Origin of the sequence: Microseira sp. BLCC-F43 (assembly GCF_041929235.1) — a bacterium.
Lineage (GTDB): Bacteria > Cyanobacteriota > Cyanobacteriia > Cyanobacteriales > Aerosakkonemataceae > Microseira.
In genome coordinates, this window is the sequence record NZ_JBHFNP010000022.1 from 68124 (window position 1) to 92982 (window position 24859).

The 24859-nt window shown below is 46.1% G+C and carries 20 protein-coding genes; 19 read left to right on the top strand and 1 reads right to left on the bottom strand.

The window, feature by feature from the left end; all coding sequences use genetic code 11:
• The first annotated feature begins 553 nt into the window (after positions 1-553).
• From ACE1CM_RS02820 to ACE1CM_RS02875, 12 genes are all read left to right on the top strand, one after another.
• Positions 554-3016 carry an ATP-dependent Clp protease ATP-binding subunit gene (locus tag ACE1CM_RS02820; RefSeq protein WP_374875885.1) on the top strand — a complete coding sequence of 821 codons (2463 nt, stop codon included), beginning with the start codon at positions 554-556 and terminating at the stop codon, positions 3014-3016.
• A gap of 3 nt (positions 3017-3019) precedes the next feature.
• Positions 3020-3211 carry a hypothetical protein gene (locus tag ACE1CM_RS02825; RefSeq protein ID WP_374875886.1) on the top strand — a complete coding sequence of 64 codons (192 nt, stop codon included), beginning with the start codon at positions 3020-3022 and terminating at the stop codon, positions 3209-3211.
• A complete protein-coding gene (locus ACE1CM_RS02830; protein WP_374875887.1) occupies positions 3208-4119 on the top strand; it encodes a sialate O-acetylesterase in 912 nt (303 codons plus the stop codon). Before ACE1CM_RS02825 ends, ACE1CM_RS02830 begins: the two co-directional genes overlap by 4 nt.
• A 117-nt stretch (positions 4120-4236) precedes the next feature.
• A complete protein-coding gene (locus ACE1CM_RS02835; protein ID WP_374875888.1) occupies positions 4237-4920 on the top strand; it encodes an RNA-guided endonuclease InsQ/TnpB family protein in 684 nt (227 codons plus the stop codon).
• 7 nt (positions 4921-4927) lie between these two features.
• Positions 4928-5221 (top strand): transposase, encoded by a 294-nt coding sequence (locus ACE1CM_RS02840; protein ID WP_374875959.1) that lies wholly within the window; start codon positions 4928-4930, stop codon positions 5219-5221.
• A complete protein-coding gene (locus ACE1CM_RS02845) occupies positions 5103-5498 on the top strand; it encodes a zinc ribbon domain-containing protein (protein ID WP_374875889.1) in 396 nt (131 codons plus the stop codon). Before ACE1CM_RS02840 ends, ACE1CM_RS02845 begins: the two co-directional genes overlap by 119 nt.
• Before the next feature lie 36 nt (positions 5499-5534).
• Positions 5535-6479, top strand: a complete 945-nt coding sequence (locus ACE1CM_RS02850) for a sialate O-acetylesterase (RefSeq protein ID WP_374875890.1) — start codon at positions 5535-5537, stop codon at positions 6477-6479.
• A gap of 406 nt (positions 6480-6885) precedes the next feature.
• Positions 6886-7320 carry a protein kinase gene (locus ACE1CM_RS02855; protein ID WP_374875891.1) on the top strand — a complete coding sequence of 145 codons (435 nt, stop codon included), beginning with the start codon at positions 6886-6888 and terminating at the stop codon, positions 7318-7320.
• 31 nt (positions 7321-7351) lie between these two features.
• Positions 7352-9388: an AAA family ATPase gene (locus tag ACE1CM_RS02860; protein ID WP_374875892.1), complete on the top strand. Its 2037-nt coding sequence runs from the start codon at positions 7352-7354 to the stop codon at positions 9386-9388.
• Positions 9370-9615, top strand: a complete 246-nt coding sequence (locus ACE1CM_RS02865; RefSeq protein ID WP_374875893.1) for a hypothetical protein — start codon at positions 9370-9372, stop codon at positions 9613-9615. The genes ACE1CM_RS02860 and ACE1CM_RS02865 overlap by 19 nt, the downstream gene beginning before the upstream one ends.
• A 4-nt stretch (positions 9616-9619) precedes the next feature.
• Positions 9620-10594, top strand: a complete 975-nt coding sequence (locus tag ACE1CM_RS02870) for a hypothetical protein (RefSeq protein ID WP_374875894.1) — start codon at positions 9620-9622, stop codon at positions 10592-10594.
• Between the two features lie 33 nt (positions 10595-10627).
• A complete protein-coding gene (locus tag ACE1CM_RS02875; protein WP_374875895.1) occupies positions 10628-11419 on the top strand; it encodes a GAF domain-containing protein in 792 nt (263 codons plus the stop codon).
• A gap of 468 nt (positions 11420-11887) precedes the next feature.
• Here ACE1CM_RS02875 and ACE1CM_RS02880 read toward each other — a convergent pair whose 3' ends face one another.
• Positions 11888-15589, bottom strand: coding sequence for a PAS domain S-box protein (locus ACE1CM_RS02880; protein ID WP_374875896.1), 3702 nt, complete (start codon positions 15587-15589; stop codon positions 11888-11890).
• 143 nt (positions 15590-15732) lie between these two features.
• Between ACE1CM_RS02880 and ACE1CM_RS02885 the strand changes: the two genes are divergently transcribed.
• From ACE1CM_RS02885 to ACE1CM_RS02915, 7 genes are all read left to right on the top strand, one after another.
• A complete protein-coding gene (locus ACE1CM_RS02885; RefSeq protein ID WP_374875897.1) occupies positions 15733-16656 on the top strand; it encodes a nucleoside hydrolase in 924 nt (307 codons plus the stop codon).
• A 317-nt stretch (positions 16657-16973) separates the two neighbouring features.
• On the top strand, positions 16974-17684 hold the full coding sequence (locus tag ACE1CM_RS02890) for a 4'-phosphopantetheinyl transferase family protein (protein WP_374875898.1): 711 nt from the start codon (positions 16974-16976) through the stop codon (positions 17682-17684).
• A 464-nt stretch (positions 17685-18148) separates the two neighbouring features.
• The gene (locus ACE1CM_RS02895; RefSeq protein WP_374875899.1) at positions 18149-19990 is read left to right on the top strand and encodes a fatty acyl-AMP ligase; all 1842 of its coding nucleotides are present in this window, start codon (positions 18149-18151) and stop codon (positions 19988-19990) included.
• An 82-nt stretch (positions 19991-20072) separates the two neighbouring features.
• Positions 20073-21884 (top strand): acyl-CoA dehydrogenase, encoded by a 1812-nt coding sequence (locus ACE1CM_RS02900; RefSeq protein ID WP_374875900.1) that lies wholly within the window; start codon positions 20073-20075, stop codon positions 21882-21884.
• A gap of 4 nt (positions 21885-21888) precedes the next feature.
• Positions 21889-22248 (top strand): acyl carrier protein, encoded by a 360-nt coding sequence (locus ACE1CM_RS02905; RefSeq protein ID WP_374875901.1) that lies wholly within the window; start codon positions 21889-21891, stop codon positions 22246-22248.
• Between the two features lie 165 nt (positions 22249-22413).
• Positions 22414-23871: an MBOAT family O-acyltransferase gene (locus tag ACE1CM_RS02910; protein ID WP_374875902.1), complete on the top strand. Its 1458-nt coding sequence runs from the start codon at positions 22414-22416 to the stop codon at positions 23869-23871.
• Complete coding sequence (locus ACE1CM_RS02915) at positions 23871-24857, top strand: hypothetical protein (RefSeq protein ID WP_374875903.1); 987 nt, start codon at positions 23871-23873, stop codon at positions 24855-24857. The genes ACE1CM_RS02910 and ACE1CM_RS02915 overlap by 1 nt, the downstream gene beginning before the upstream one ends.
• Positions 24858-24859 lie beyond the last annotated feature (2 nt).

The following is a 24859-nucleotide window of genomic DNA, read 5'->3' on the forward strand; positions in this document are numbered from 1 at the left end:
GAATAAGGAGGAAATTCGTATCATTCCCTGAATCCAAAATCCAAGTTTATATTTGAAATGCCGCATTTTATTTAAGGATAGTTTAAGAAGAAATTAAGCTAGTTTAAAAACAAAAATGATATCGTTGCCGGTGGCATCGGAATTACGACCTGTAGGGGCAATTAGCAATTAGCAATTAGCAATTACCAATTACCAAGAAAGGCCAATCATTCCGATGCAACCGGATTTGATATTACCGGAGTTTCCCTGACAATTTAGCTCAAAAATACACCCTACTTTTGCGCGTTTCTTTCCCTTGTTGGGGGCGGGTTTATGTAGATTAGTATCGCCATAGATAATCGGTGAAAACCGCCCGCGACATCCCTCTTGCTCTGGCTTTAACCTGTATAAATACTTAGGAAAAAGTGCGGCAACTACCCCCAAGGGCTTACGGGTTTCCTCACTGCAACACGCGCCGGGAAAGGATAAATTAGCAGAAAGTAAACAAAAGTTCATAGAGCGGTTGAAAGACATTCACCCGTTTCAAAGAACCGCTCGGCGAGGTAAACCCACCATGTTTGAATACTTTACAGACAAATCAGTTAAAGCGGTGATGCTAGCCCAGGAAGAAACACGCCGCCTGGGACACAATCTCGTGGGAACCGAGCAAATTCTCTTGGGGTTGATTGCGGAAGGGACGGGTATTGCTGCTAAAGCGCTGTCTAACTCCGGCGTGACGCTGGAAGCGGCGCGCAAAGAGGTACAAAAGATTATAGGTCGGGGGACGGGCTACGTGCCGATGGAAATTCCGTTTACCCCCAAAGTGAAGCGCGTATTCGAGCTATCTTTTGAGGAAGCGCGTCAATTAGGACATAATTACATCGGGCCAGAACACCTGCTGTTAGGATTAATCCGGACTGGGGAAGGCGTCGCCATCAGAGTGTTAGAAAACTTGGGCGTTGACTTATCTAACCTCCGGACGCAGGTGATTAGGATGTTGGGAGAAGTCGCGGCGGTACCTGCGGGTGGTGCGAGGGCGTCGCAAGCAAGCAAAAACAAAACCGCAAAGTTAGACGAGTTTGGAACCAATCTCACCCAACAAGCACTCGAAGGTAAACTCGATCCAGTTGTGGGGCGAGAAAAAGAAATCTCCCGCGCCATCCAAATATTAGGTCGCCGCACCAAGAATAACCCGGTTTTGATTGGCGAACCCGGTGTGGGTAAAACTGCGATCGCAGAAGGATTAGCCCAGCGCATTGCTGATAAAAACATCCCCGATCTGTTAGAAGACAAGCAGGTTTATAGCTTGGATATGGGATTGTTAATCGCAGGGACGCGCTTCCGGGGTGAATTTGAAGAACGCCTGAAAGCGATTGTGGATGAAATCCGTAAAGCTGGAAATATCATCCTAGTCATCGATGAACTCCATACCTTAATTGGTACGGGTGCATCAGAAGGCGGAATGGATGCTGCTAACATGCTCAAACCGGCATTAGCACGGGGCGAATTGCAGTGTATGGGGATGACCACCCTCGATGAATACCGCAAACACATCGAACGGGATGCAGCATTAGAGCGTCGCTTCCAACCGATAATGGTAGGCGAACCCAGCGTTGAAGAAACAATTGAGATTTTGTTTGGGTTGCGAGATCGCTACGAGCAGCACCACAAAGTTAAAATATCAGATGCTGCTTTACATGCGGCTGCTAATCTGTCAGATCGATATATTAGCGATCGATTCTTACCCGATAAAGCGATTGACCTGATTGACGAAGCAGGTTCGAGAGTGCGCTTGAAAAATACGCCAGCTTCTGCTACCAAGGAACTCAAGCAACAACTGCATAAAGTTACCAAAGAGAAAGAAGCAGCAGTCAAAGTGCAGGACTTTGATAGCGCTGGAAAATTGCGCGATCGCGAGTTAGAACTAGAAGGGGAAATTGCCGCAATCCAAAACAATTCTCAACGCCCATCAATTACCCCTGAAGTCACCGAAGAAGACATCGCCCACATTGTCGCATCTTGGACAGGAGTACCAGTCAACAAAATTACCGAAACCGAATCCGCAGTGCTGTTGCATTTAGAAGATACCTTGCACCAGCGCGTCATCGGACAAGATGAAGCAGTCAAAGCCGTTTCTCGCGCCATTCGTCGCGCCAGAGTTGGATTAAAGAGTCCCAACCGACCGATAGCCAGCTTTATTTTCTCCGGCCCTACCGGCGTTGGCAAGACCGAATTAGCCAAAGCACTCGCGGCTCATTTCTTCGGTTCAGAAGAAGCCATGATTCGGTTAGATATGTCCGAATTTATGGAATCTCACACGGTTTCTAAATTAATCGGTTCGCCTCCCGGATACGTAGGTTACGAAGAAGGCGGACAACTAACAGAAGCCGTGCGTCGCAAACCATACTCGGTCATCCTGTTCGACGAAGTTGAAAAAGCTCACCCCGATGTGTTCAACACCCTGTTGCAACTGTTAGACGACGGTCGCTTAACCGACGCCAAAGGTCGCGTGGTAGACTTCAAGAATACCTTACTAATCATGACCTCGAACATCGGTTCTAAAGCGATTGAAAAAGGCGGCGGTGGTTTAGGTTTTGACTTCTCCGACGACAAAACCGAAGCGACTTATCACCGCATTCGCGACCGAGTCAACGACGAACTCAAACAATACTTCCGACCCGAATTCCTCAACCGAGTTGATGAAATTATCGTCTTCCGTCAGTTGGCAAAAGACGAAATCGTGCAAATTGCCGACCTGATGTTGCGCGAAGTTTCTCATCGCTTAACCGAACAAGAAATTAGCCTCGAATTCACCCAACCGTTCAAAGAATTAGTAGTCAAAGAAGGCTACAATCCCAGCTACGGTGCAAGGGAACTGCGGCGAGTAATTATGCGACGTTTAGAAGATAGCTTAGCCGAAGCCATGCTATCAGGTCGCATCCAAAACGGAGATACAGCCATTGTAGATATTGACGAGAGTGGCTCAGTCAAAATTATGGCAAAACAACGAGAGTTGCTGCCTCAATTGGTTGGATAAAATGTGACGCATTCTTCCCCTGGTAGCGATACCGGGGGATTTTTTTATTTACCCCTCGTTACCAGGCTCTTGCCTGGTAACGTAGATCGGCGAGGCAAGAGCCTCAGATTAGTAGGGTGCGTTAACGAAGTAACGCACCGCCGCTGGGTAAGTCCGGCAAAAGATGCACCTAAAAAGCGAGAAGTACAGCAATGAAAGTTTATGCTTTATTATTCAGCGTCCTGCTGTTTTGCCTGTTCGCTTTAACTTCCCGTACCAAGATAGAATCTGGGCTAGTTTTACCGTCCATCATCGGGAATAACATGATTCTTCAGCAACAGATGGACGCGGCTATCTGGGGATGGGATAAACCAGGTACAACGGTTACCGTTACCTTTCGGGAAAACAAGGTATCCACCCACGCCGATTTGGATGGAAAGTGGATGGCGAGGGTAGCGACTGGTGAGGCGGGAGGGCCATTCACGCTGAAAATTGAAGGCACAAACGCTGTCAATTTGGAAAATGTGGCGGTAGGTGAGGTATGGATTGCTGGGGGACAGAGCAATATGTGGTCGCGGGTGAGTCAGAGCAAAGATGCCAATCGGGAAATCGCTAGCGCTAATTATCCCGATATTCGGGTTTGGGATGCTAATACGTCACCGCAGGAAGCGGGTTGGCCAGCAGATACACCCCAGAGAACAGTTCCAGCACAATGGACAATCACCATACCTCAAACCGTTGGGGAATTTCCAGGTACAGCCTACTTCTTCGCGAGGGAACTCCATAAACGATTGCAGGTTCCGGTTGGCATTGTCCACGTCGCTGTGCCGGGACAAGAAATTGAAACATTCCTCAGTAAAGAGTTCATGCAAACTCATTTTGCTCAAACATTGGAGGTTTGGGAAGCTAGGAAAAAACTGTATCCCGAAGCGATGAAGAGATATAAGGCCGAACTGCAAGCCTGGGAAGCGCAAAGGGCGAAAAACGAAGCACAAGGACTGAAACCCTTAGAACCACCTAGAGAACCGATTAATCCTGATACATTTGCCAAGCCGGGAGAGTTGTTTAATGGCATGATTTATCTTTTGTGGGGGTCTGGGGGAGCTATAAGACCCACACTGTAATCTCTGATTCAGTGTGGGATACATGGACTCCCCCAGGTTAATTTTACGGGACTCAATGTCCCTAAAATTAACATTTATACTTTTGCTTGTTACCAGTAAATCCTTTATAATAAAGGAATGCTGACACTCACTCACCGTTACCGAATCTATCCTAATGCCACTCAACAACAGATATTGGTTGAGTGGATGGAAATCTGCCGTGGCGCATTCAATTATGCACTGCGGGAGATAAAAGATTGGTGCGACAGCAGAAAGTGTTTGATTGATAGATGTTCGTTGGAGAAAGAATATATTCTCCCTCCTGACCTGAAATTTCCTAACGAAATTCAGCAGCTTAATAACTTGCCACGAGCCAAGAAAGAATTTCCCAAGTTGGGTAAGGTTCCTTCTCAAGTGCTTCAGCAAGTCATCAAGCAGTTGCATCGCGGTTGGGAATATTTCCTTCATCGGGGATTTGGCTTTCCTCGATTCAAGAAGTACGGGCATTTTAAGTCGCTGCTGTTTCCTCAATTCAAAGAGAATCCAGTAACAAACCTGCATATTAAGTTGCCCAAGATTGGAGCAATTCCCATTAACTTGCACCGACCTATCCCCACGGGATTTGTGGTCAAGCAAGTCAGAATATTGAGGAAAGCGGATATTTGGTATGTGTCTATCTCCCTGCAATGTGATGTCAGCATTCCCGACCGCACTCCTCACGGTCACGCAATAGGGGTTGACGTGGGGTTGGAAAAGTTCTTGGCAACCAGCGACGGCGTTCTCGTAAAACCTCCCAAGTTTTTTAAGCAACTGCTTGCGTAGGCTGAAAGTGCTGCAACGCAGGCTGAGCAGAAAACAGAAGAGGTCGAAAAACTATGAGAAACAACGTCTCAAGGTAGCAAGACTTCACCACAAAACCGACAACACCAGGAAGGACTTTCATTACAAACAAGCTCACATTCTTTGTGATGCTGGAGATATGGTCTTCATGGAAGACCTGGACTATGGAACTAGCGCCAAAGGAATGTTTGGGAAACATATGCTCGACGCTGCGTTCGGACAATTTAGAAGCATCGTTAAGTATGTGTGTTGGAAGCGTGGAAAGTTCTTCGCGCTCAGTTGATGCTAGGGGGACTTCTCAACAGTGTCCTGAATGTGGGGAAGAAGTCAAAAAAGACCTGAGTGTGAGAATCCATGATTGCATCAATTGTGGGTACAAAACAGATAGAGATGTAGCAGCAGGTCAAAATATCAGAAACCGAGGGATAGCTCTCATTAGTACGCTGGGACACAGCGGAATGGAAACTGCCTGTGCAGACGATCTACCGGGGATTGAAGAAACTCAATCTAGGCAAGTGTCGAAAGCCCGTAAGGGAAAAACCAGGAAACCAAGGAAGTGATTCTTTGGAAGCCCACACTGTAATCTTTGATTCAGTGTGGGAGGATGTCACCCCATCATCCCTTTCAGCATCAAGGGTTTTATTTGGTGGCAAGGGGAGGGAAATGCGGAGCGATCGCTACAGTACAAGGTTCTATTTCCCAGTTTAATTGAAGAGTGGCGGCATCTATGGAAACGTAACAATGCTCCCTTTATTTTCGTGGAGTTAGCCAACTTCCTCCCTCAACAGACGCAACCTTCTGAGGATGATTTGTGGCCGGCGGTACGCGATGCCCAGGGCGAAGCCTTGCGACTTCCCGAAACTTATCGGGTTTCTACGATCGATATCTTGGGTGAACAAGAAGATGTTTCCAATATTCATCCTCTCAACAAACAACTTGCAGGGCATCGCCTTTACCTAGCAGCAATGGCAAATGTCTACGGCGATCGCCAATTAGTTGCCAGTGGCCCTGTCTACAAATCGGTTCAGTTTGAGGGAAATCAAGCGATTGTTACCTTTGATAATATCGGCAGCGGACTTACGGTTAAAGATGGGGGGGAATTGAAAGGCTTTGCCCTGGCAGGAAGCGAGCGCAAATTTTTCTGGGCGAAGGGGGAAATTCAAGGCGAGCGAGTCATTTTGACGAGTAAGGATGTGAATCAACCCATTGCCATTCGTTACGCTTGGGCTAACAATCCGATTGGCAACCTCTACAACAAAGAAGGATTACCTGCCTTTCCCTTTCGCAGCGACAACTGGATTTTGGTACTCAAAGCGCCAGATTTTAAAGCGATGGATAGGGCTGAACTTGCTGCCTATATTCAACGGGAATTGATTCCTATAGATCAAACCATTCGGCTTTTGTGGGACAAAACATACAGAGCGATCGCTGAAGGTAAAAATAGCGAGGCAAGGGAAATGATCGAGACGTTGCTCAAGGAACATGTCAAAGAGAAGATATTAACAAAAGCATTGAAAACATTACACGAAAAAATGTCGTGATACCCTGTTCGGTTAAACACCCCTAATATGTGTAGGGGCAAGTTTAGGGATTAATTTGGTCAGGACTTACGCAACTGTCATATGCGATCTGCGATCGAACAAAAAGGGCTAGGTGGTAAAAGCCATATCTGGTGGGTTCTCCAGCTATCTAATTCAACAGCTTAAGCGCCCTGCCCTCCCCATGTTCTTGCTCCAGTTTTGACGCGCGATCGCATGTGACAGTTGCGTAAGTCCCGATCAAGTTGCTCCCCTCAGTATTTTTGCCTAGCTTCCCCTACTGTTAAGCCGGTTTGCGAAAACGATTCATAATTACGCAATTTATCAACAGACTTCACAAAATCTTCACAAGCAGTCACTAAACTCAGGGAACGAGGTTTAAGCGATCGCACAGTCGATCGAGTGAAAAATGCTATTTAATCTCCCCGACTATCTACTCAGCGAATGCCTTTACGAAGGTAGAGATACCATTATTTATCGTGTCCGCAAGAAAACAGACTTTTCCAGCGCGATTGTCAAGAAGATTAACGCCGAGTATCCCACTCTAGAAGAGATCGCTCGTCTACGCCACGAATATAAAATTCTGCGGATTTTGGAGCAGGTGCCTGGAATTATTAAAACCTATGGTTTAGAAAATAACCAGAATGATTTTGCCCTAATTCTGTCAGATGGTGGCGGAATTTCGCTTCAGCAGATATTGGATGCTGATAAAATCCCAGTTCGCACATTTTTACACATAGGGATTCAGCTAGTTGAAATCATCGGAGAAATTCACAAACATAACATTATCCACAAAGATATTAATCCTCAAAATATTCTGATAGATTTAGAAACAGCTAATTGACTTCAGCATTGCTTCTCGACTGTCAAAAGAAGTGCCTGCGATTGGCAATCCGGAAAATCTAGAAGGTACGCTTGCCTACATTTCCCCAGAGCAAACTGGAAGAATGAATCGCGCAGTAGATTATCGCACCGACTTCTACTCGTTGGGAGCTACATTTTACCAGATGCTCACAGGCAAATTACCCTTTACAACAAGCGATGCGCTGGAATTGGTGCATTGTCATATTGCCAAAAATCCCGTTCCGCCCCATCAAGTATGTGCAGAAATTCCCATCGCGGTGTCAGACATCGTGATGAAGCTGATGGCAAAAACCGCTGAAGATCGCTATCAAAGTGCTTTAGGATTGAAGCACGATTTAGAAATTTGCTTGCACCAACTGGAATCCAACGGTGAAATTGCTCATTTTACTCCTGGTAAACTAGATAAATCGGGTCAATTTCTGATTACACAAAAATTATACGGACGTGTAAATGAAGTGCGAAATCTTCTAGAAGCCTTCGATCGCGTCAGTGCTGGCAGTAGCGAACTAATGCTAGTTTCGGGTTACTCTGGGATTGGGAAAACCAGCGTTGTAAACGAGGTTCACAAAGCAATTGTACAACAACGCGGGTACTTTATTGCCGGTAAATTTGACCAGTTAAAACGCAATATTCCCTATGCCGCTCTGATTCAAGCATGTCAAACTATGCTCGAGCAGTTATTAACAGAAACCGATGAGGAAATTGAGCGTTGGAAACAAGCACTTTTAGCAGCATTAGAACAGAATGGACAAGCGATCGTCGATGTGATTCCCGAAGTTGAACACATTATTGGTTCTCAGCCATCTATACCCCAACTCGACGCAGCGGCAACTCAAAATCGCTTCAATCGCGTCTTTCAACAATTTATTGGCGTGTTGGCGAAAGAAGAACATCCCCTAGTTGTATTTTTGGATGATTTGCAGTGGGCAGATTCGGCATCTCTCAAGTTGATTCAGAATATTTTGTGCGATGGGGATACCCATCATTTATTGCTGATTGGTGCGTATCGAGATAATGAAGTTAGTCCGACACATCCTACGGTTATTACTATCAAGAATATTCAGCAAGCCGGGGCTGTTGTAAATCAGATTGTGCTTCAGCCACTCAGCCTTGCTCACGCGAGCGAACTGATCTGCGATACCTTGGGTGAAAGCCTAAAGTTTGAGGGTTCTTCATCACCGGATGGACTTGGTGTCAGGATGCGAAGTCTCATGCGCCTTGCTTACAATAAAACTCAGGGAAACCCATTTTTCCTCACCCAATTGTTGCAAACTCTCCACAGCGAACAACTGCTGCATTTCGACTTTGATCGGGGGGAATGGACGTGGGAACTTGAGCAAATTCAGGCAGTTGGCATTACAGATATCAATGTTGTTGAATTGGTAGCGAGAAATATTCAAAGGCTATCAGAAGAAACGCAGCAATTTCTGAAATTAGCCGCGTGTATGGGAAACCAGTTTAATCTCGACACCCTCACCATTATCAGCGAAAAATCTATTATTAATACCGCCGATAAACTATGGGACGCCCTAGAAGCTGGACTGATTTTGCCACTGTCTCAGGCATACAAAATTCCCATGTTTGTAGATGATGCAGAACAACAAAAATGGCAGTTTGATGCGTTAGGAGTTACCTACAAATTTTTACACGATCGCATCCAACAAGCCGCCTATTCTCTCATCCCAGATGAAGATAAGAAAACCACTCACCTCAAGATTGGTCAATTGCTGTTGCAGAAAACGCCAGAAAGCGCAATTGAAGACAATATCTTTGATATCGTCAATCAACTCAATATAGGCGTTGAACTGATTACTAATTCCGCCGAAAAAGAACAATTGGCAGCCCTAAATTTAATCGCTGGGCGCAAAGCAAAAGCGGCAACTGCCTACGAAGCCGCTGTGCGATATTTATCAGTAGGACTGGGATTGCTAACGGCATCGAGTTGGCAATCTAACTACGATATAACGCTGAATTTGCACGTTGAAGCCGTCGAAGCAGAATATATTACCACCCCGATCGCGCAAAACACTTGGCAGATATCGTTCTAGAAAACGCCAGAGATCCGCTAGAAAAAGTCAAAGTATACGAGACAATCGTTCAGTTTTATATCGCTCAAAACAGGATGCCAGAAGCGATTAAAACAGCGATCGCTGCCTTAAAACTGTTGGGAGTTTCCTTGTCAGAACAACCGAGCAAACTGGGAATTTTGGCAGATTCAATGCGAACGAAATTGACGATTAATAGCGTTCCCACAGAGCCGTGGGAACGAGCGTGAGGAATTGGCAAACCTGCCAGAAATGACCGATCCGTATAAAATTGCGGCAATGCGGTTGTTAATTACCGTTCTTGTACCGGCATTTCTATCAGCCCCCAATTTATTCCCAATCGTCACCTTTAAGATGGTAAATCTCAGCATAAAATATGGCAATTCACCACAGGCAGCTTACGGGTATGCCCTCTATGGCTGGTTGCTGTGCGGAGGATTGGGAGATATTGCCACCGGGTATCGATTTGGACAACTGGCACTCAAGTTGGTGTCACAATTTGATACCAGAGAATTGAAATGCAAAGTTATTAACATCGTGAATGCATTTATCCGGCATTGGAAGGAACATGGGTCACAGACAATTCCAGCATTTGTGGAAGCATTGCAGTCAAGTTTGTCAACCGGAAATATCGAATATGCCGGTTATAGCAGCATTAATTACTGCCACTATACTTTTTTAATTGGGGAAGAACTGGAACAAGTCAGCACTGCCCAACAACCCTACATCGATTTGATGCAAAAACTCAAACAAGAATATGCTTTGCACTCGGTTAGTACGGTGGGGCAAACAGTATTGAACTTGTTAGGAGAGTCGGCGCATCCATGTCAATTGGTGGGCGATCGCTTTGATGAAGCAACAATGCTGCCTGCGATTCAGTCAGCGAATGTCATGACCTCTCTGTTCATGATTTACTTCTATAAATCGATGCTGCTTTACTTGTTCAAGCAATACAACGCTGCGGTAGAGAATGCAGCATTGGCAGAGAAATATACGCCGAGCATTCTCGGTTTCATGACATTGGCGGTTCACAATTTTTACTATTCTCTCGCCTTACTCGCCCAATGTCGCCAGTTTGCCAGCCAAGGCGATCTCGCCGCTCAAAAACAAGCGCTGAAACAGGTGGAATCAAACCAAAAAATTATGAAAAACTGGGCGACTCACGCTCCAGAGAACTATCAGCATAAATCCGACATTGTAGAAGCATAAAAAGCGCGAAGTTTGGGTCGATAACTTCAGGCAATGGAATATTACGATCGCGCGTTCAAAGGAGCTATAAACGCCAAATACACCCAGGAAGAAGCCTTAGCCAACGAACTAGCAGCCGAGTTTTATTTCTCATGCGATCGCAACTCAACCGCAGAAGTTTACCTACTTCAGTCCTACTACAGTTACATTCGTTGGGGAGCCAAAGCAAAAGCCAAAGATCTCGAAACCCGATACGCAGAATTCTTCTCAAAAGTATTGCAGCGAGAACAACGGGAAATCGATATAACTCAAATTTCCACCTTGTCTAAAACGACGGGAAGTATTGCTGCAATAGATTTAGCCACAGTTGCCAGAGCTTTGCAAGCCATTTCTTCTGAAACAAATTCTGACAGACTGCTTTCCCGCCTGATGCACATCGCAGTTCAAGCTGCTGGAGCATCCAAAGGATTGCTTTTCTTGATGGATGGAGGGCGTTTGCAGTTAGTAGCAGAAGGTTCCGTCGATGCTGCAACGCGCTTGGTGTCTCCGGTGGCGATCGTGACGCTGTCAAATTTGCCCATTTCGCTGATTCGCTATGTGGAAAGAACGCGAAAAACTGTAGTGTTAAACCATGCCGCAACCGAGGGAATTTTTACCAACGATTCCTATATCCGCAATACTCAAAGGAAGTCTATTTTCTGCTACCCGCTGCTCCACCAAGAAAAATTTGCTGGCGTTCTTTATTTGGAAAATAACTTGACTACTGGATCGTTTACGCGCACAAATCTAGAAGTGTTGCAACTTTTGGCTTCTCAAGTGTCCGTCTCGCTGTTTTATGTTGCTTGAGCGGGATATCGCATTCGCCTAGCATCACCCTTTTTAGCCCTCACCCTGAAGGGCTTTTCGTTACCCACATCTCACGTTACCCATAAAACCCGCCCTGCAATAAATTCCAAGGGCTTTTAGCCAAAGTCCACTTAAGTGGACTGCTAGAAAATATTAGTCCGTTTTAACGGACTTTCGCTATTAGCCTGGGATTTGAATCCCAGGCGGACTAACGCCGAAACCATTAATCAAACTGGTGAGAAAATGTGGGTAACGACAAGCCCTCAAGCGTGAGGCTACACAAACAAAGACAGCCTGCGCGGTCTATAAAATAAGGGGGTTATCAGAGCGGATTTCGTATCATATCTCTTGCACAAAACGAGGTATAACCTCGAATATCTCGTTCCCATGTAGAACCTGGTAACGAATTAAACCTCGAATATCTCGTTCCCAGGTAGAACCTGGTAACGAATTAATATTACGCGGTTTCTAACTGCTTTTAATCGGCAAATAAATTAAAAACTCCGCACCTTGAACCGGCGAAGAAATACATTTCAATTGACCGCCATGCTTCTCGATAATTTGATAACTGATAGACATTCCCAATCCCGTACCCGAACCCACTGGTTTAGTCGTAAAAAACGGCTCGAATAGCCGCCGCTGCACCTCTTCTGTCATCCCTGGGCCATTGTCAGCAATTTGAATTAAAACTTGATTACCCTCTACAACAGAAGTGCGAATCCGAATTGTAGGTAATTGGTAATTGGTAATTGGTAATTGGTAATTTGAGTTTTGTTCATCTTTACAGTTTACCGTCGTGACCACGGCTCTGCCTGGGAACGCTATTACCTCTTCTAAAGCATCAATCCCATTAACCAGGATATTCATAAACACCTGATTGAGTTGTCCGGCATAACACTCGACTAAGGGTAAATTTCCATACTCTTTGATAATTTGAATACCTGAGAAGCTTCCGACTTTTTTCAAGCGATGTTCTAAAATCATCAAAGTGCTATCGATGCCTTCATGAATATCTATCTCTTTCATATCGGCTTCATCTAGGCGAGAAAACGTTCGCAAGCTACGCACGATGTCTCGGATGCGGGCGGCTCCCACCTGCATCGAATTTAGCAATTTAGGTAAATCTTTGACTAAAAAATCTAAGTCAATGGTTTCTATTTGAACGCGGATTTCCACCGCTGGATCGGGATAATTTTTTTGATACAGTTCCAGCAAGTTAAACAAGTCCTTGATATATTGGCTAGCGGGTTCAATATTACTGTAAATAAAGCTCGTAGGATTGTTGATTTCGTGAGCGATTCCTGCTACCATTTGTCCTAAAGAAGACATTTTTTCGCTTTGAATTAGCTGCGCTTGGGTTTGTTGCAGTTCTTGCAAAGTAACTTCGAGTTGCTTAGCTTTTTCTTGGGCAATACGGGCAGAATTTTGAGTTTGGGCGTAAAGTTCCGCTTGAGAGATTGCGATCAAAAGCTGCACGGCGATCGCTTGCAGCAGTTCTACTTCATCATCTTTCCACCCGCGCCAGTCTATACAAGAACCACAGGCAATCATACCAATTGCACCGCTCTTGGTTTGCAGCGGCACATTCAGTAAAGATTTGTAGCCCAAAGTTAAAAAGAATTGCCGCTCAACTGGATTGGTTACGGCTTCGATATCATCGATGCGGATAATTTCTAAATTAGCGATCGCTCGAAAGCACCTTTTAGTTGCATCAGTCAAGTAGTAACCCAAAAGCGTTGGCAAATCGGAATTCTTAGCTTCATGCACCACATGCCAAGCGGGTAGCTTAGAGCGATCATCTTTGCCATTCGGAAGATACCAGATAAACAAACAGCTATCTAGTTGCAGCAGAGAGCGAATCTCTTGCACCGTAGTTTCTAAAATCGTATTGATATCAAGGGAATTGCGAATCTGGTTTGCTAAGCGATTCAACAGTGCTTCCCGTTCCGCTAATTGTCGGAACTGCGCTTCCGATTTTTGTAGCGCCTCTTCTGCCAATTTGCGAGCAGTAATATCAGTCGCCGCGCCAATACGCTGCTTCGGTTTACCATCAACAGTTCTGCTAAATACGCTTTCCCGACTTACTAACCACCGCCAAGAACCATCTTTGTGCTTCATGCGGTACTCAATCTCAAAAATCTCACCATCTTTTGCCTTCTCAAATTGTTTCCAGTATTCGCCAAGTTGGGCGAAATCATCTGGATGGATCAGATTTGCCAAAACCTGCGTTCCCATTTTTTGCAACTCATCACTCGTGTAGCCAAGAGTCCCATTGAGTTCGCCATTGGCATAAACATTCCGCTGATCGATCATGTCATAGAGATATAAAAAACTAGGGCTTGCTTCGGCAATCTGTTGAATAAAATGCTGGCTTTCCCGCAGTGCTTCCTCGGCTTGTTTGCGAGGTGTAACATTAAGCGTCATGCCGATAATTCTATAGATTCTTCCCTGGAGATCGCGCAACGGGGTTAAAGTTGTATTCCACCAAGTTTCTACACCAAAGAAAAACATCCGTTCCTCATAGGAAATCGAAGCACCTGCTTTTAAACAATCTGTGTAGTGTTGTCGAATTGATGCGGCAATTGGCTCTGGGTAAACTTGTTCTGGAGTCTTGCCGCAAAGTTGCTCGATGGAGGTGCTGCTGACGCTCAATCCCGCTGGGTTCATCCCAGCGAAGCGGAAGTCGCCATCTTCGAGTACATCAATCACAAAAATGGGGTGTTCAACGCCATCGTAAATACTGGCTAAAAACTGTTCGCGCTCTTGCAAAGCTAGTTCGGCTTGTTTGCGATCGCTTATATCCCGCGATATACCAACCACGCCGATAACAGTTCCTTCTGCATCCCGCCAAGGGCATTTCGTTGTCAGCAACGTCCGCATTACTCCGTTTTCCGGTACATCTTCCTCATAAGTCAAAGTTTCGCCCGCGAGCATCATTTTCTGATCCGCTTCCATCAGTTGAAGGGCTATTTCAGGCGGGAATAATTCTGAGTCATCCTTGCCGATAATTTCCTCAATCGCTTTTTCCAGCCAGCGACATCCCGTCGAGTTAATTATTACATACCGCCCCCCAATATCCTTGACAAAAACTACATCGGTTGTACTTTCAATCACCGATCGCAAGATGTTATTGCTTTGCTTTTGTGCCGCTTCAGCTTGTTTGCGCCCGTTAATGTCTTCTACAACGCTAATAAAATACTTCGGTTCCCCAGACACCTCGCGCACTAGCGATACTGTTAAATTCACCCATTGCAGCGACCTATCTTTACGGATATAACGCTTCTCCATAGAGTAAGTAGCAATCTCACCCGCTAAAACTTGACGCAAGTAATCCAAGTCAGCACTCAAATCCTCCGGGTGAGTAATATCTTGGAAAGTTAGCGACAGCATTTCCTCACGGGTGTATCCCACAATCTCGCAAAACTTTTGGTTGAGTTCTAAAAATGTGCCATCCGCTGCTACGCGGGCAATTCCCACAGCAGCTTGCTCAAAAGTAGCGCGAAATAACTCTTCGCTTTCTCGCAGTTTCTTCTCTGCTTCCTGCCTTCGTTTATCGTTGCGATGAGCGGCGATAACATAACTACAACTTAAAAGAAACGGTTGGAGATAAGTTATCATTAACTCATCGTAGCCCCCAGGACTATTGGCAATCCCCACCATGCCAACCAATTGTTTATCTCTGTCAAACAAAGGCAATCCCAAAAATGAATTTAGGGGGGGATGACCATCTGGTAATCCCCCTCGTCGCCCATCGGTCGCCGGGTTGTTTGCTATGACGGGTTCACCTGTTACAATTACAGCCCCAAATAAAGTTTTTAAGTTATAAAATTCCATGACTTTTGACGCCTTTTCTTCAGAGAAATTGCGCGGTGAATCGTTCCAGGCAATATTTGTGAGTGCGTGAGTTTTACAATCAGGATTTCCCCGTAATTTCATGTGAGCTTCGATCTGAGGCTCGCTCTTATCTGCATAGTTAATTTCACCAATAAAGCCGTATTCGCTTTGCGTCAATTCCAAAATAGTTTCAAGTACCCCATCAAATAAATTTCGGGGGTTAGCATCAACAATAAACTGGGATTGGGCTTGAGCTATCGCTTTTAATAACTTGTTACTTGCTTCTAGCTGTTGCACAACGTCTTCCATATTCCCCACTACAGCAATTTGAGGCATTTTTTTCAATTTAACTTGACTTTATGTCACCATCTACTTTATACTTTAATTTCTCAACATTTCATTCAGTAAAACTACTGAACATTGGACATATTTAACACACAAATTCTAGGTTCAATCAGATTCGGGACTGAGTTAGAAAAATGTCAAAACAACTCGTACTAATGGATGGCGACGGCGGCATAGATGATTATCTCTCCACCATACTGCTGATGACGATGGAACATATCCAACCCCTTGGCGTCATAGTCACCCCTGCCGACTGCTATATCCAACCCGCTGTTAGCGCTACGCGCAAAATTCTCGATCTGATGGGTTGTGCTTCAATTCCCGTAGCAGAAAGTACCGTGCGCGGGATTAACCCATTCCCCAGACTTTACCGACGAGATTCTTTTATTGTCGATCATTTACCTATTCTTAACGAAAGGGAAACAATTTCGACACCATTAGTTGAAGAACCCGGTCAAAATTTCATGGTGCGCGCCCTGCAGCAAGCACCAGAACCCGTTACCCTACTTGTTACTGGCCCGATGACAACAGTAGCAACTGCACTAGATATCGCGCCAGAAATTGAAGCAAAAATTAAACAAATTGTCTGGATGGGAGGTGCGTTGAACGTTCCCGGTAATGTGGAAAAATCTATCGAAGCGGGACAAGATGGTTCGGCAGAATGGAATGTATATTGGGATGCTGTTTCTGCTCACCGAGTCTGGCAAACTAACATTCCCATCGTCTTGTGTCCGTTAGATATTACCAACAACGTCCCCGTCACATCGGAATTTGTGCAACGAATTGGCAAACAGCGTCGCTATCCATTATCCGATTTGGCGGGACAATGTTATGCATTAGTAATTCCCCAAGATTATTATTTCTGGGATATCCTAGCAACCGCTTATTTAGCCCACCCGGAATTCTATCAATTGCGAGAATGGGAAACCGCTATCGTCACAGAGGGTAAAAGTCAAGGACGCACAAAAATTCAGCCAGGTGGACGCAAAATTATGGCAATGGATAAGGTAGATACAGAAAGTTTTTATAGCTATATTTTGGAACAATTGAAGCGGTGAAAATGTAGGCGCGGAACGGATTGCACTATGAGTGAGGTATAGCCTTTTGGCGCAAGTTTGTCAAGCGCGCAATTAAAGGGATGGGAATGCCGCAACCAACATTAGAGCAGAAGGAATCAGAATCCTCGCATACGGATGGAACAGCCGTTTCTGCCTTTGGAGGGGAAGTAAGACCAAAACTAGGGCGTAAGTCCAAGTTGAGGCATTCCCCTGTGAGTAAGGAAGCTCTGCCCTCTTACAGGGCAAAGTAGTTCACTTGTCGCTTTTTGTCGAAAATTATTGGTATAACCCGCCCCTACGCTGTTTAAATAAAATCAATGTGGTTACCAGCTGCTGAAAATTTGGTTTTGTCGCAAGATGTCCATATCTGGCGTGCCGATCTCGACCAACCAGAATCGTGTCAGACCCAACTTGCTGCAACGCTTTCTACAGATGAGCAAGCTAGAGCGCAACGGTTTCACTTTGACGTGCATCGGCAGCGCTTTATCGTCGGACGGGGGATACTGAGAAATATTCTGGGGCGCTATTTGGGGAAAGAACCTCGCGAGTTAGAGTTTTGTTATAGCGATCGCGGCAAACCCTCCCTAGGTGGACCTCATACTTCTGTTTGTTTTAACTTGTCGCACTCCCAATCCCTGGCATTGTATGCGATCGCTCGCCGCCCCATCGGCATCGACTTGGAATATATCCGTCCCCTCGACGATGCCTTAAAACTTGCCCAGCGTTTCTTTTCTCCCCGGGAATATGCATTTATTGCAGCACTCCCCCCAGACCAAAAGCAAAAGGCATTTTTCCAGCTTTGGACTTGTAAGGAAGCTTATCTCAAAGCCACTGGTGAGGGATTGGCGGGGTTAGGACAGGTGGAAGTATCCCTCACGTCCGGCGGTGCTGCTCGACTTATTGCCGACAACAAGAGTCAAGAGCAGAATTGCTGGTTTCTCCAACCCTTGACACCCGACCCAAACTATGCTGCTGCTGTGGCAGTAGAAGGACAATCCCAGCTAAGTTGTTGGCACTTCCGGATCTAGACAAAACCTTTACCCAGTTCCCGAGCAAAAAGATGCGGTAATCAAGTCCAAGCTGTTGCACATCAGTATAATTACGCAAAATCAAAATTATTTATGTGATGATTGTCATTTGAGTTACAAATTCATAAAAGTTTAAAGATAGCATAAAGAACTTCGGTGAAATCCCTTAGGTGTAAAATCATATAGAAGTTGCTTATTATAAGGATTTCCACCGAGCTGAGCCTTGGATTTAGCACCAAGCTAAGCAGAATTATTTATAGTTTTGGTGAAAACCTATATTGAACACTTTCCAGTTCCAGACAACCTATGTCAAGATGGTCTAGAAAACAAACGATTAGGAATACTCTAGACCTTCTCCTTAGAGCAGAACAACATAAAATCCTGTGGTAGAGCCACACTGTATTGATCCGTAGCGCCATCTTTGGACGCATCAAACTGAAATTTACCCTTCTCTAGTTACAAAAATGACTCAATGCCTTCCCCAGCAAAGTATTTTAAGCAGTGAACCTGCTACGCTGGTCGATCTTTTACGCCAAAGAGCATTACAGGAGCCGGACAAGCTGGCCTATACCTTTCTGATTGATGGTAAGGTAGAAGGGCCAAAGCTGACCTACGCCGAACTCGATCGCATTGCCAGAGCCATCGGAGCGTTGCTGCAACAGCACGGGGCTAAAGGCGATCGCGCTCTGCTGCTGTATCCTCAAGGATTAGAGGTGATGGCGGCTTTTATCGGTAGCTTGTATGCCGGGACGATCGCGATTCCCGTACCGCCCCCCGAAGCGAATCGCTTGAAGCGAAACCTGCCCAGATTGGTAGCGATCGCTAAAGACGCAGAAGCTTCGTTTGTACTCACCACAGGCAGCATTCTTGCCCTGCTAGACGAATTCCGCGCAGAAATTCCCGAATTTGGCGCGATGCGCTGGATAGACACCGAACAGGTGAATCTGGAACTGGCAGAAACATGGAAAGATCCCGAAGTCACCGGGGATGCGCTGGCTTATCTTCAATACACATCGGGTTCTACTTCGACGCCCAAAGGCGTAACGATCAGTCACTATAATATATTGTTCCACTGCGGCAACCTACAAAAAGCCTGCGGCTACGACTCCGACAGCGTCACCGTCACCTGGATGCCTTACTTCCACGACTACGGACTCGTAGAAGGATTGACGGTTCCCCTCTACAACGGTCATCCCTGCTACGTGATGTCGCCGTTTGCCTTTATTAAACGTCCCTTCCATTGGCTAAACGCAATTTCGCGCTACAAAGGCACTCACAGCCAAGCCCCCAACTTCGCTTACGATCAGTGCGTGCGCCGCGTTACCCCAGATCAATTAGCCCAATTAGATTTAAGCAGTTGGCAAGCAGCAGGTAACGCCGCCGAACCGATTAACCCCAAAGTAATGGAAGCATTCTGCGAAAAATTTGCCCCCGCAGGGTTTAGTTGGAGTAGCTTCGCCCCCGCTTACGGACTAGCAGAAGCGACTCTGTTGGTTTCGACTACGCCCAAAGGCGAAGAACCCGTATTCTTAAAAGTAGACGCAGCAGCACTGGAACAAAATCGCGTCGTTCCCACAACCAAAGACGACGAGATGGTGCGGATGCTACCCGGATGCGGACGCTTGGTATGCGATACCAAAGTCGTCATCGCTAACCCAGAAACCATGACCGAATGCGCCCCAGATCGAGTCGGCGAAATTTGGGTATCCGATCCCAGCGTCGCGGGAGGATACTGGAACCGTACCGAAGAAAGCGACAACACCTTCCGTGCCTATTTAAAAGATACGGGGGAAGGTCCATTTCTGCGGACGGGAGACTTGGGGTTCATGCACGACGGTCAACTTTATATTGGTGGTCGCATCAAAGATCTAATCATTATCCGAGGCACCAATCATTACCCCCAAGACATAGAATGGACGGTACAACAGGTGCATCCAGCACTGCGTCCGGACTACGGGGCAGCATTTTCAGTCGAAATCAACGGCGAAGAAAGATTGGTGGTAGTGCAGGAAGTTGAGCGTCAGCAGCAACAAAACCTGGACTGCGATGAGGTAATAGCGTCGATACGGCAAGCGATCGCCGAACAGCACGAGTTGCAAGTATACGGCGTAGTCCTCGCCAAACCGGGCAATATCCTCAAAACTTCTTCCGGCAAAATCCAGCGCCGCGCTTGCAAAGCAAGTTGGTTGTCGGGAGAATTAGAAGTCTTGGCAGATTGGAGCGAAAATCCCACCCTCACCGCCAAGTACAGAAATTTACAAGCAGAAGTCAATTCGCTTCTCAAACAAGTGCAAACGCCTAAATGAGGAATTGCAGATTTTAGATGGCAGATTGCAAATTTAATCTGAAATCTGAAATCTCAAATCTAAAATTTTCCTGGAGAATCCAATGCAGCAATTAAAACAGTACTGGGTCGCCGAAGCACTCGAACGGGATTTGGGAGATCCTGGCAATCCAGATAATATGATGTCCTGGAAACAGGTGATCGATCTCGATGAGCGCGAAGCATTCCCCCACGAAATTATTGAATGGCTCTATAACTGGAAATTAAGTCATTATTATGTCCCCGAATGGGTAGGCGGCGAGTTTACCTCATTTGAGGAATTCGTTTCGATTGTGCGAGTTTTGTGTCGCCGCGATCAAACCGCAGGCATTGCCTTTACTACTCTGTTTTGGTCTTTCCTGTGCTGGATGGCAGGTACGGAAGAACAAAAACAGAAACTGGCAAGCTTTATTAAAGATCAAAACGGTGCGATGTGCCTTGCCTATTCGGAAAGGGCGCACGGTAGCGATTTGATTGCGGGTGACGTCACTGCGACCAAAGTTCCCGGCGGCTATTTGCTCAACGGGGAAAAATGGCCGATTAACCGCGCCACGATTTCGGGAGTTTCCTTTGTTATCGCTAAAACCGATGCATCGGCAGGCAGTCGCGGCTTATCTTTATTCATGGTAGAGAAAGCTCGACTCGACTCAGCAACTTATTACAATCTGCCCAAAACACTTACTCACGGCGTTCGCGGTTCCGATATCAGCGGGATAGGATTCAAAGATTGCTTTGTCCCCGATGACATGCTGTTAGGAAAAGAGGGAGCGGGTTTAGAATTAGCGCTTAAAGGATTCCAAATTACCCGCCCATTGTGTGCGGCATTTTCTCACGGCGCGGCGGATACCGCCCTGAGAACGACGCTAAAATTTGCCATGGGTCGCGAACTTTACGGCAAAACGGTTTTTGACATTCCTCAACCTAAGAGAACCCTGGTTGATGCTTTCTTGGATATCCTGATCTGCGATTGCGAAACGATTGGCGTCGCCAGAGGATTCCACGTCGTCCCAGAACAATTTAGCGTCTGGGGTGCGGTGGTGAAATATCAGGTAACCGTGGCGCTGGAAAAGATGATTCAAGACGTTTCAGTCGTACTTGGATCGCGTTTTTACATGCGCGACGAACACGATTTCGGCATCTTCCAAAAGCAACTGCGGGATAATGCGATTATCAGCATGTTCGACGGTAGCAGCATCGTCAACTTGCACGCGCTGATTTTGCAAATGCGAAGTCTCGCCAAACACCGCGCCAAACGCAATGACAAGACGATGGAGGCGTTGCAGTCTCGTCTCGAAGTCAACTTCTCGCTAGACAAACCAGTACCGCGTTATGCGCCGGAAAAAATGGATTTGTTCAGTCGCGGTGCAGACGACTCGCTGCAAGGGTTGGAGATTGCAATCGCTCAATTGCACGACCTCAAAGATCAAAGCGATGTGAACGCAGAAGTACTAGAGCAAATTATCACTTTTGCCTCCTGCGCGTTAGAAGAACTTAACGCCCAGGATGAATATTTAGCCACATCCGCGTTTGAATTCGGTCACGACCAATCCCCGGAATTATTTGAGCTAGCGAAGAAGTATTGTGCATTGCACGCAGTGGCAACCTGCTTGCACATGTGGATTTACAACCGGAAAAACTTAGGCGAATTTTTCGCTAAAGGTGAATGGTTGGTACTGAGTCTCGCAAGACTCTTGCGGTCATTCCGACCCTGGCATAACTTGACAATTTCGCCGGTTTATGTTGAAAACGTAGCCCAAGAATTAGTCAAGCTTTACAATGAGGACAAAATGTTCTCGATCGTTCCGTTCCAACTAGCAAAAACCGAAACACAAAAGGATAAAACGAATGCAGCTTCAGAACTCCAGCTCCAAGCCTAGCGATATGGTAACCTCTCCTGTAGAAGCTATTCAAACTTGGCTCGTTGATAAAATTGCCCAAAATCTTTCCCTCGATCCCAAGTCGATTAACGTCAGCGAACCTTTGACCCGCTACGGACTAGATTCGATCGATGCAGTCACCCTCGTTGGCGACTTGGAAGACTGGCTTTCTGCCGAATTTCCCGATACCTTGTTCTGGGATCATCCTACGATTGAAAAAGCCGCTGAATACTTGGTTAACGAGTGCGATGTTTCCGCTTTAAACCTGGGTGGTTCAGCAGAAAAAGTTGAAGCAACTGCTAGCACCAAATCCGAAGAACCCGCTAAAAAAGGTTGGGGTGGTTTCTTCAAAGCTGGTCGTTAGAATTGGCTGATTAAATCAGATAATGGAGGCAGAGCCTCCCATTCGTCGTACCCAGGCTAGAGCCTGGGTACGAGAGCAAGTTCCTCGTACCCAGGCTCCAGCCTGGGTACGATCTCCTAGAGGCTCTGCCTCGATTATTTTCGCTCGGATAAGGGAGGAAGTTAATTGAACTTCTCGGATTTTTCCTTTTGGTGGGTATTGCTGCTGGTTGGCATCCCATTTTTTACGATCAGGTATATCGCCCAGTCGTTGAATCTGTGGCGCAACTTTTTTGACAGCATCGGCTTGATGGCAATCTCGCTGATGCTGTTTGTTAATGCTAGCCGCACCAGCTTTGCTGTCTTCTGCTTTGAAATTATCTTCAACTACGTGATGGTGTACTTTATGTTACGCCGTCAGGGGTGGCAAGCCAAAGCGATCGCTACCGCTGTAGTTGTAATTGATATTGCAATTCTAGCTTATTTTAAGTACGTCAACTTCTTTGTAGAAAGCGTTGTCGGATTGGTGCTTCCGGGAGTAGCCCAAAGTTGGAAAGGAATTCCAGGTTCGGGGGCAATTCCGCCAGGGATTTCTTTCTACACGTTCCAGATGGTTGCCTTTGTCGTCGATTCATTCACCAGCAAGAAAAAGCAACCAATTGGCCCGATTGATTATATCAATTTTGTCTCATTCTTCCCTCAAGTGGTAGCGGGGCCAATCGAACGACGGTCAGATCTGTTCCCGCAAATTCAATCGTTTCGGTTTAAATTCAGTTGGGAAAATTTTGAGATGGGGTTCCAATGGTTGTCATTGGGACTGTTCATGAAATTTGTTCTAGCTGATAACCTGTCACCTTTTATCGACTTAAAAGAAGCAACGAATGCTTGGTTAGTTTGGTTCCACGCTTTCTTATTCACGCTGCGAATTTATTTTGACTTTGGCGGTTACAGCTTTATGGCTGTGGGACTGGGCAGAATTATGGGCGTGAAATTAACCCTAAACTTCCTCGCACCTTACACTTCCCAAAGTATCCAAGAATTTTGGCGTCGGTGGCACGTTACTTTAAGTACTTGGTTCCGCGACTACGTGTTTTTGCCAATGATGGGTGCAAATAAGCGGTTGGCGGAATTTTATCTGTTTCTCACGTTTACCTTATCGGGTTTTTGGCACGGTGCGGCCTGGAATTTTATCCTCTGGGGCGCTTACCACGGCGCTTTATTGTTGTTGCTGCGCTACTTAACCAGACAAAGACAAGCGCCTATAGGAAAGTATGTGGCTCAAATGCCGCCAGTGCTATCTTGGGCGCTGACATTTGGGTCGGTGACTTTGGGCTGTTTGTTCTTCATGGAGACGAATATCGGGCGCTTGGGGCAAAAAATAGTTACCCTGGTGACGCCTTGGGCATATTCCCTTTCTAATTTGACGAGTGCATTCGGCGAGTTCAGCGTCAACCAGCTGTGGACTTTAGGTTTTACCTTGTTTCTTTCTTGTGGGTTGTTGCTGTTAGAACACATGGCAATTTGGCAAAAACGCAAGTCCGAATATGACTTGCTGCTATCGCCTTGGGTGTCTCGCGTTTTACTGGCTTTAACCGTCTTGCTGGCGGCAAATGAACCTTCTAAGTTTATTTACTTCGAGTTCTGATGAAGAAAGTATTACAGTTAGGGAGTTGGTTCGCGATCGCGGGCTTAGCTTGGGGAGCGGGTTATCTTTACAATGCTCGCTACGGCGGCGAGTTAAGCTGGTTGCGAATGATGTACGAACGCAAAATGGCGTTTGCGTCTTTCGTCCAAGCACCTCACCGCCTGCTGATAACCGGCGGCTCGGGGGCGCATTATACCATTAATTCAAAAGTAATTCAAGAGGGATTGGGCATTCCAGTCATCAACTTGGGATTGGATGGCCCGGTGGGTTTAGATGTAATATTGCCCAGCATTCTGCCTCAAGTTCGCAAAGGCGACGTGGTGCTGTTAGTGCCAGAATACCTAATATTGTGGGCCGATGATGGATTAGGCGATCGCTCCGGACAATTCGGCGTCGCCATCGGACGCCCCGGTTTGGGAAACATACCGCCCAAGCGCTTCGCCCAAGACATGTTGATGCTGGGTAACCCCACCCTCAGAGGCGTCACCAAATCAACCATAGACCTATTTGAAAAAGGAAAATTCACCGGGTATTACTCAGATCCGGTAGACGAACGGGGCGACCCTACGGTAACAAAATATCGCACGTCGGCTAAGTGGTGGGAACTGCCCATCGGCGAACCAGCTTCAAAACATGCGATCAACCGAATTGCTAAATTCAAGCAAGAGGTGGAAGCAAGAGGCGGAACGCTGATTTTATCCTTGCCCTGGGTTTATGCCCGCCGGGATGAAAAATCGATTAAGAACGTGAAAAAGACAGCAGCAGAGTTAGCCAAAATTGCGCCAACGATCTACGACAAAGACACGTTGAACATGAAGAATGACTCGAATTTATTTGCCGATACCCACTACCACCTCAAACCAGAAGCCAGAATAATTAGGTCAAAACAGATAGTTGAAGAGCTAAAGGCAGTTCCCCAGCTAAAACCAATACTGGCATCACAACAAAAAGAAACAAAACCAGCCCAAAAGCAGGTGAGCAATTGAGC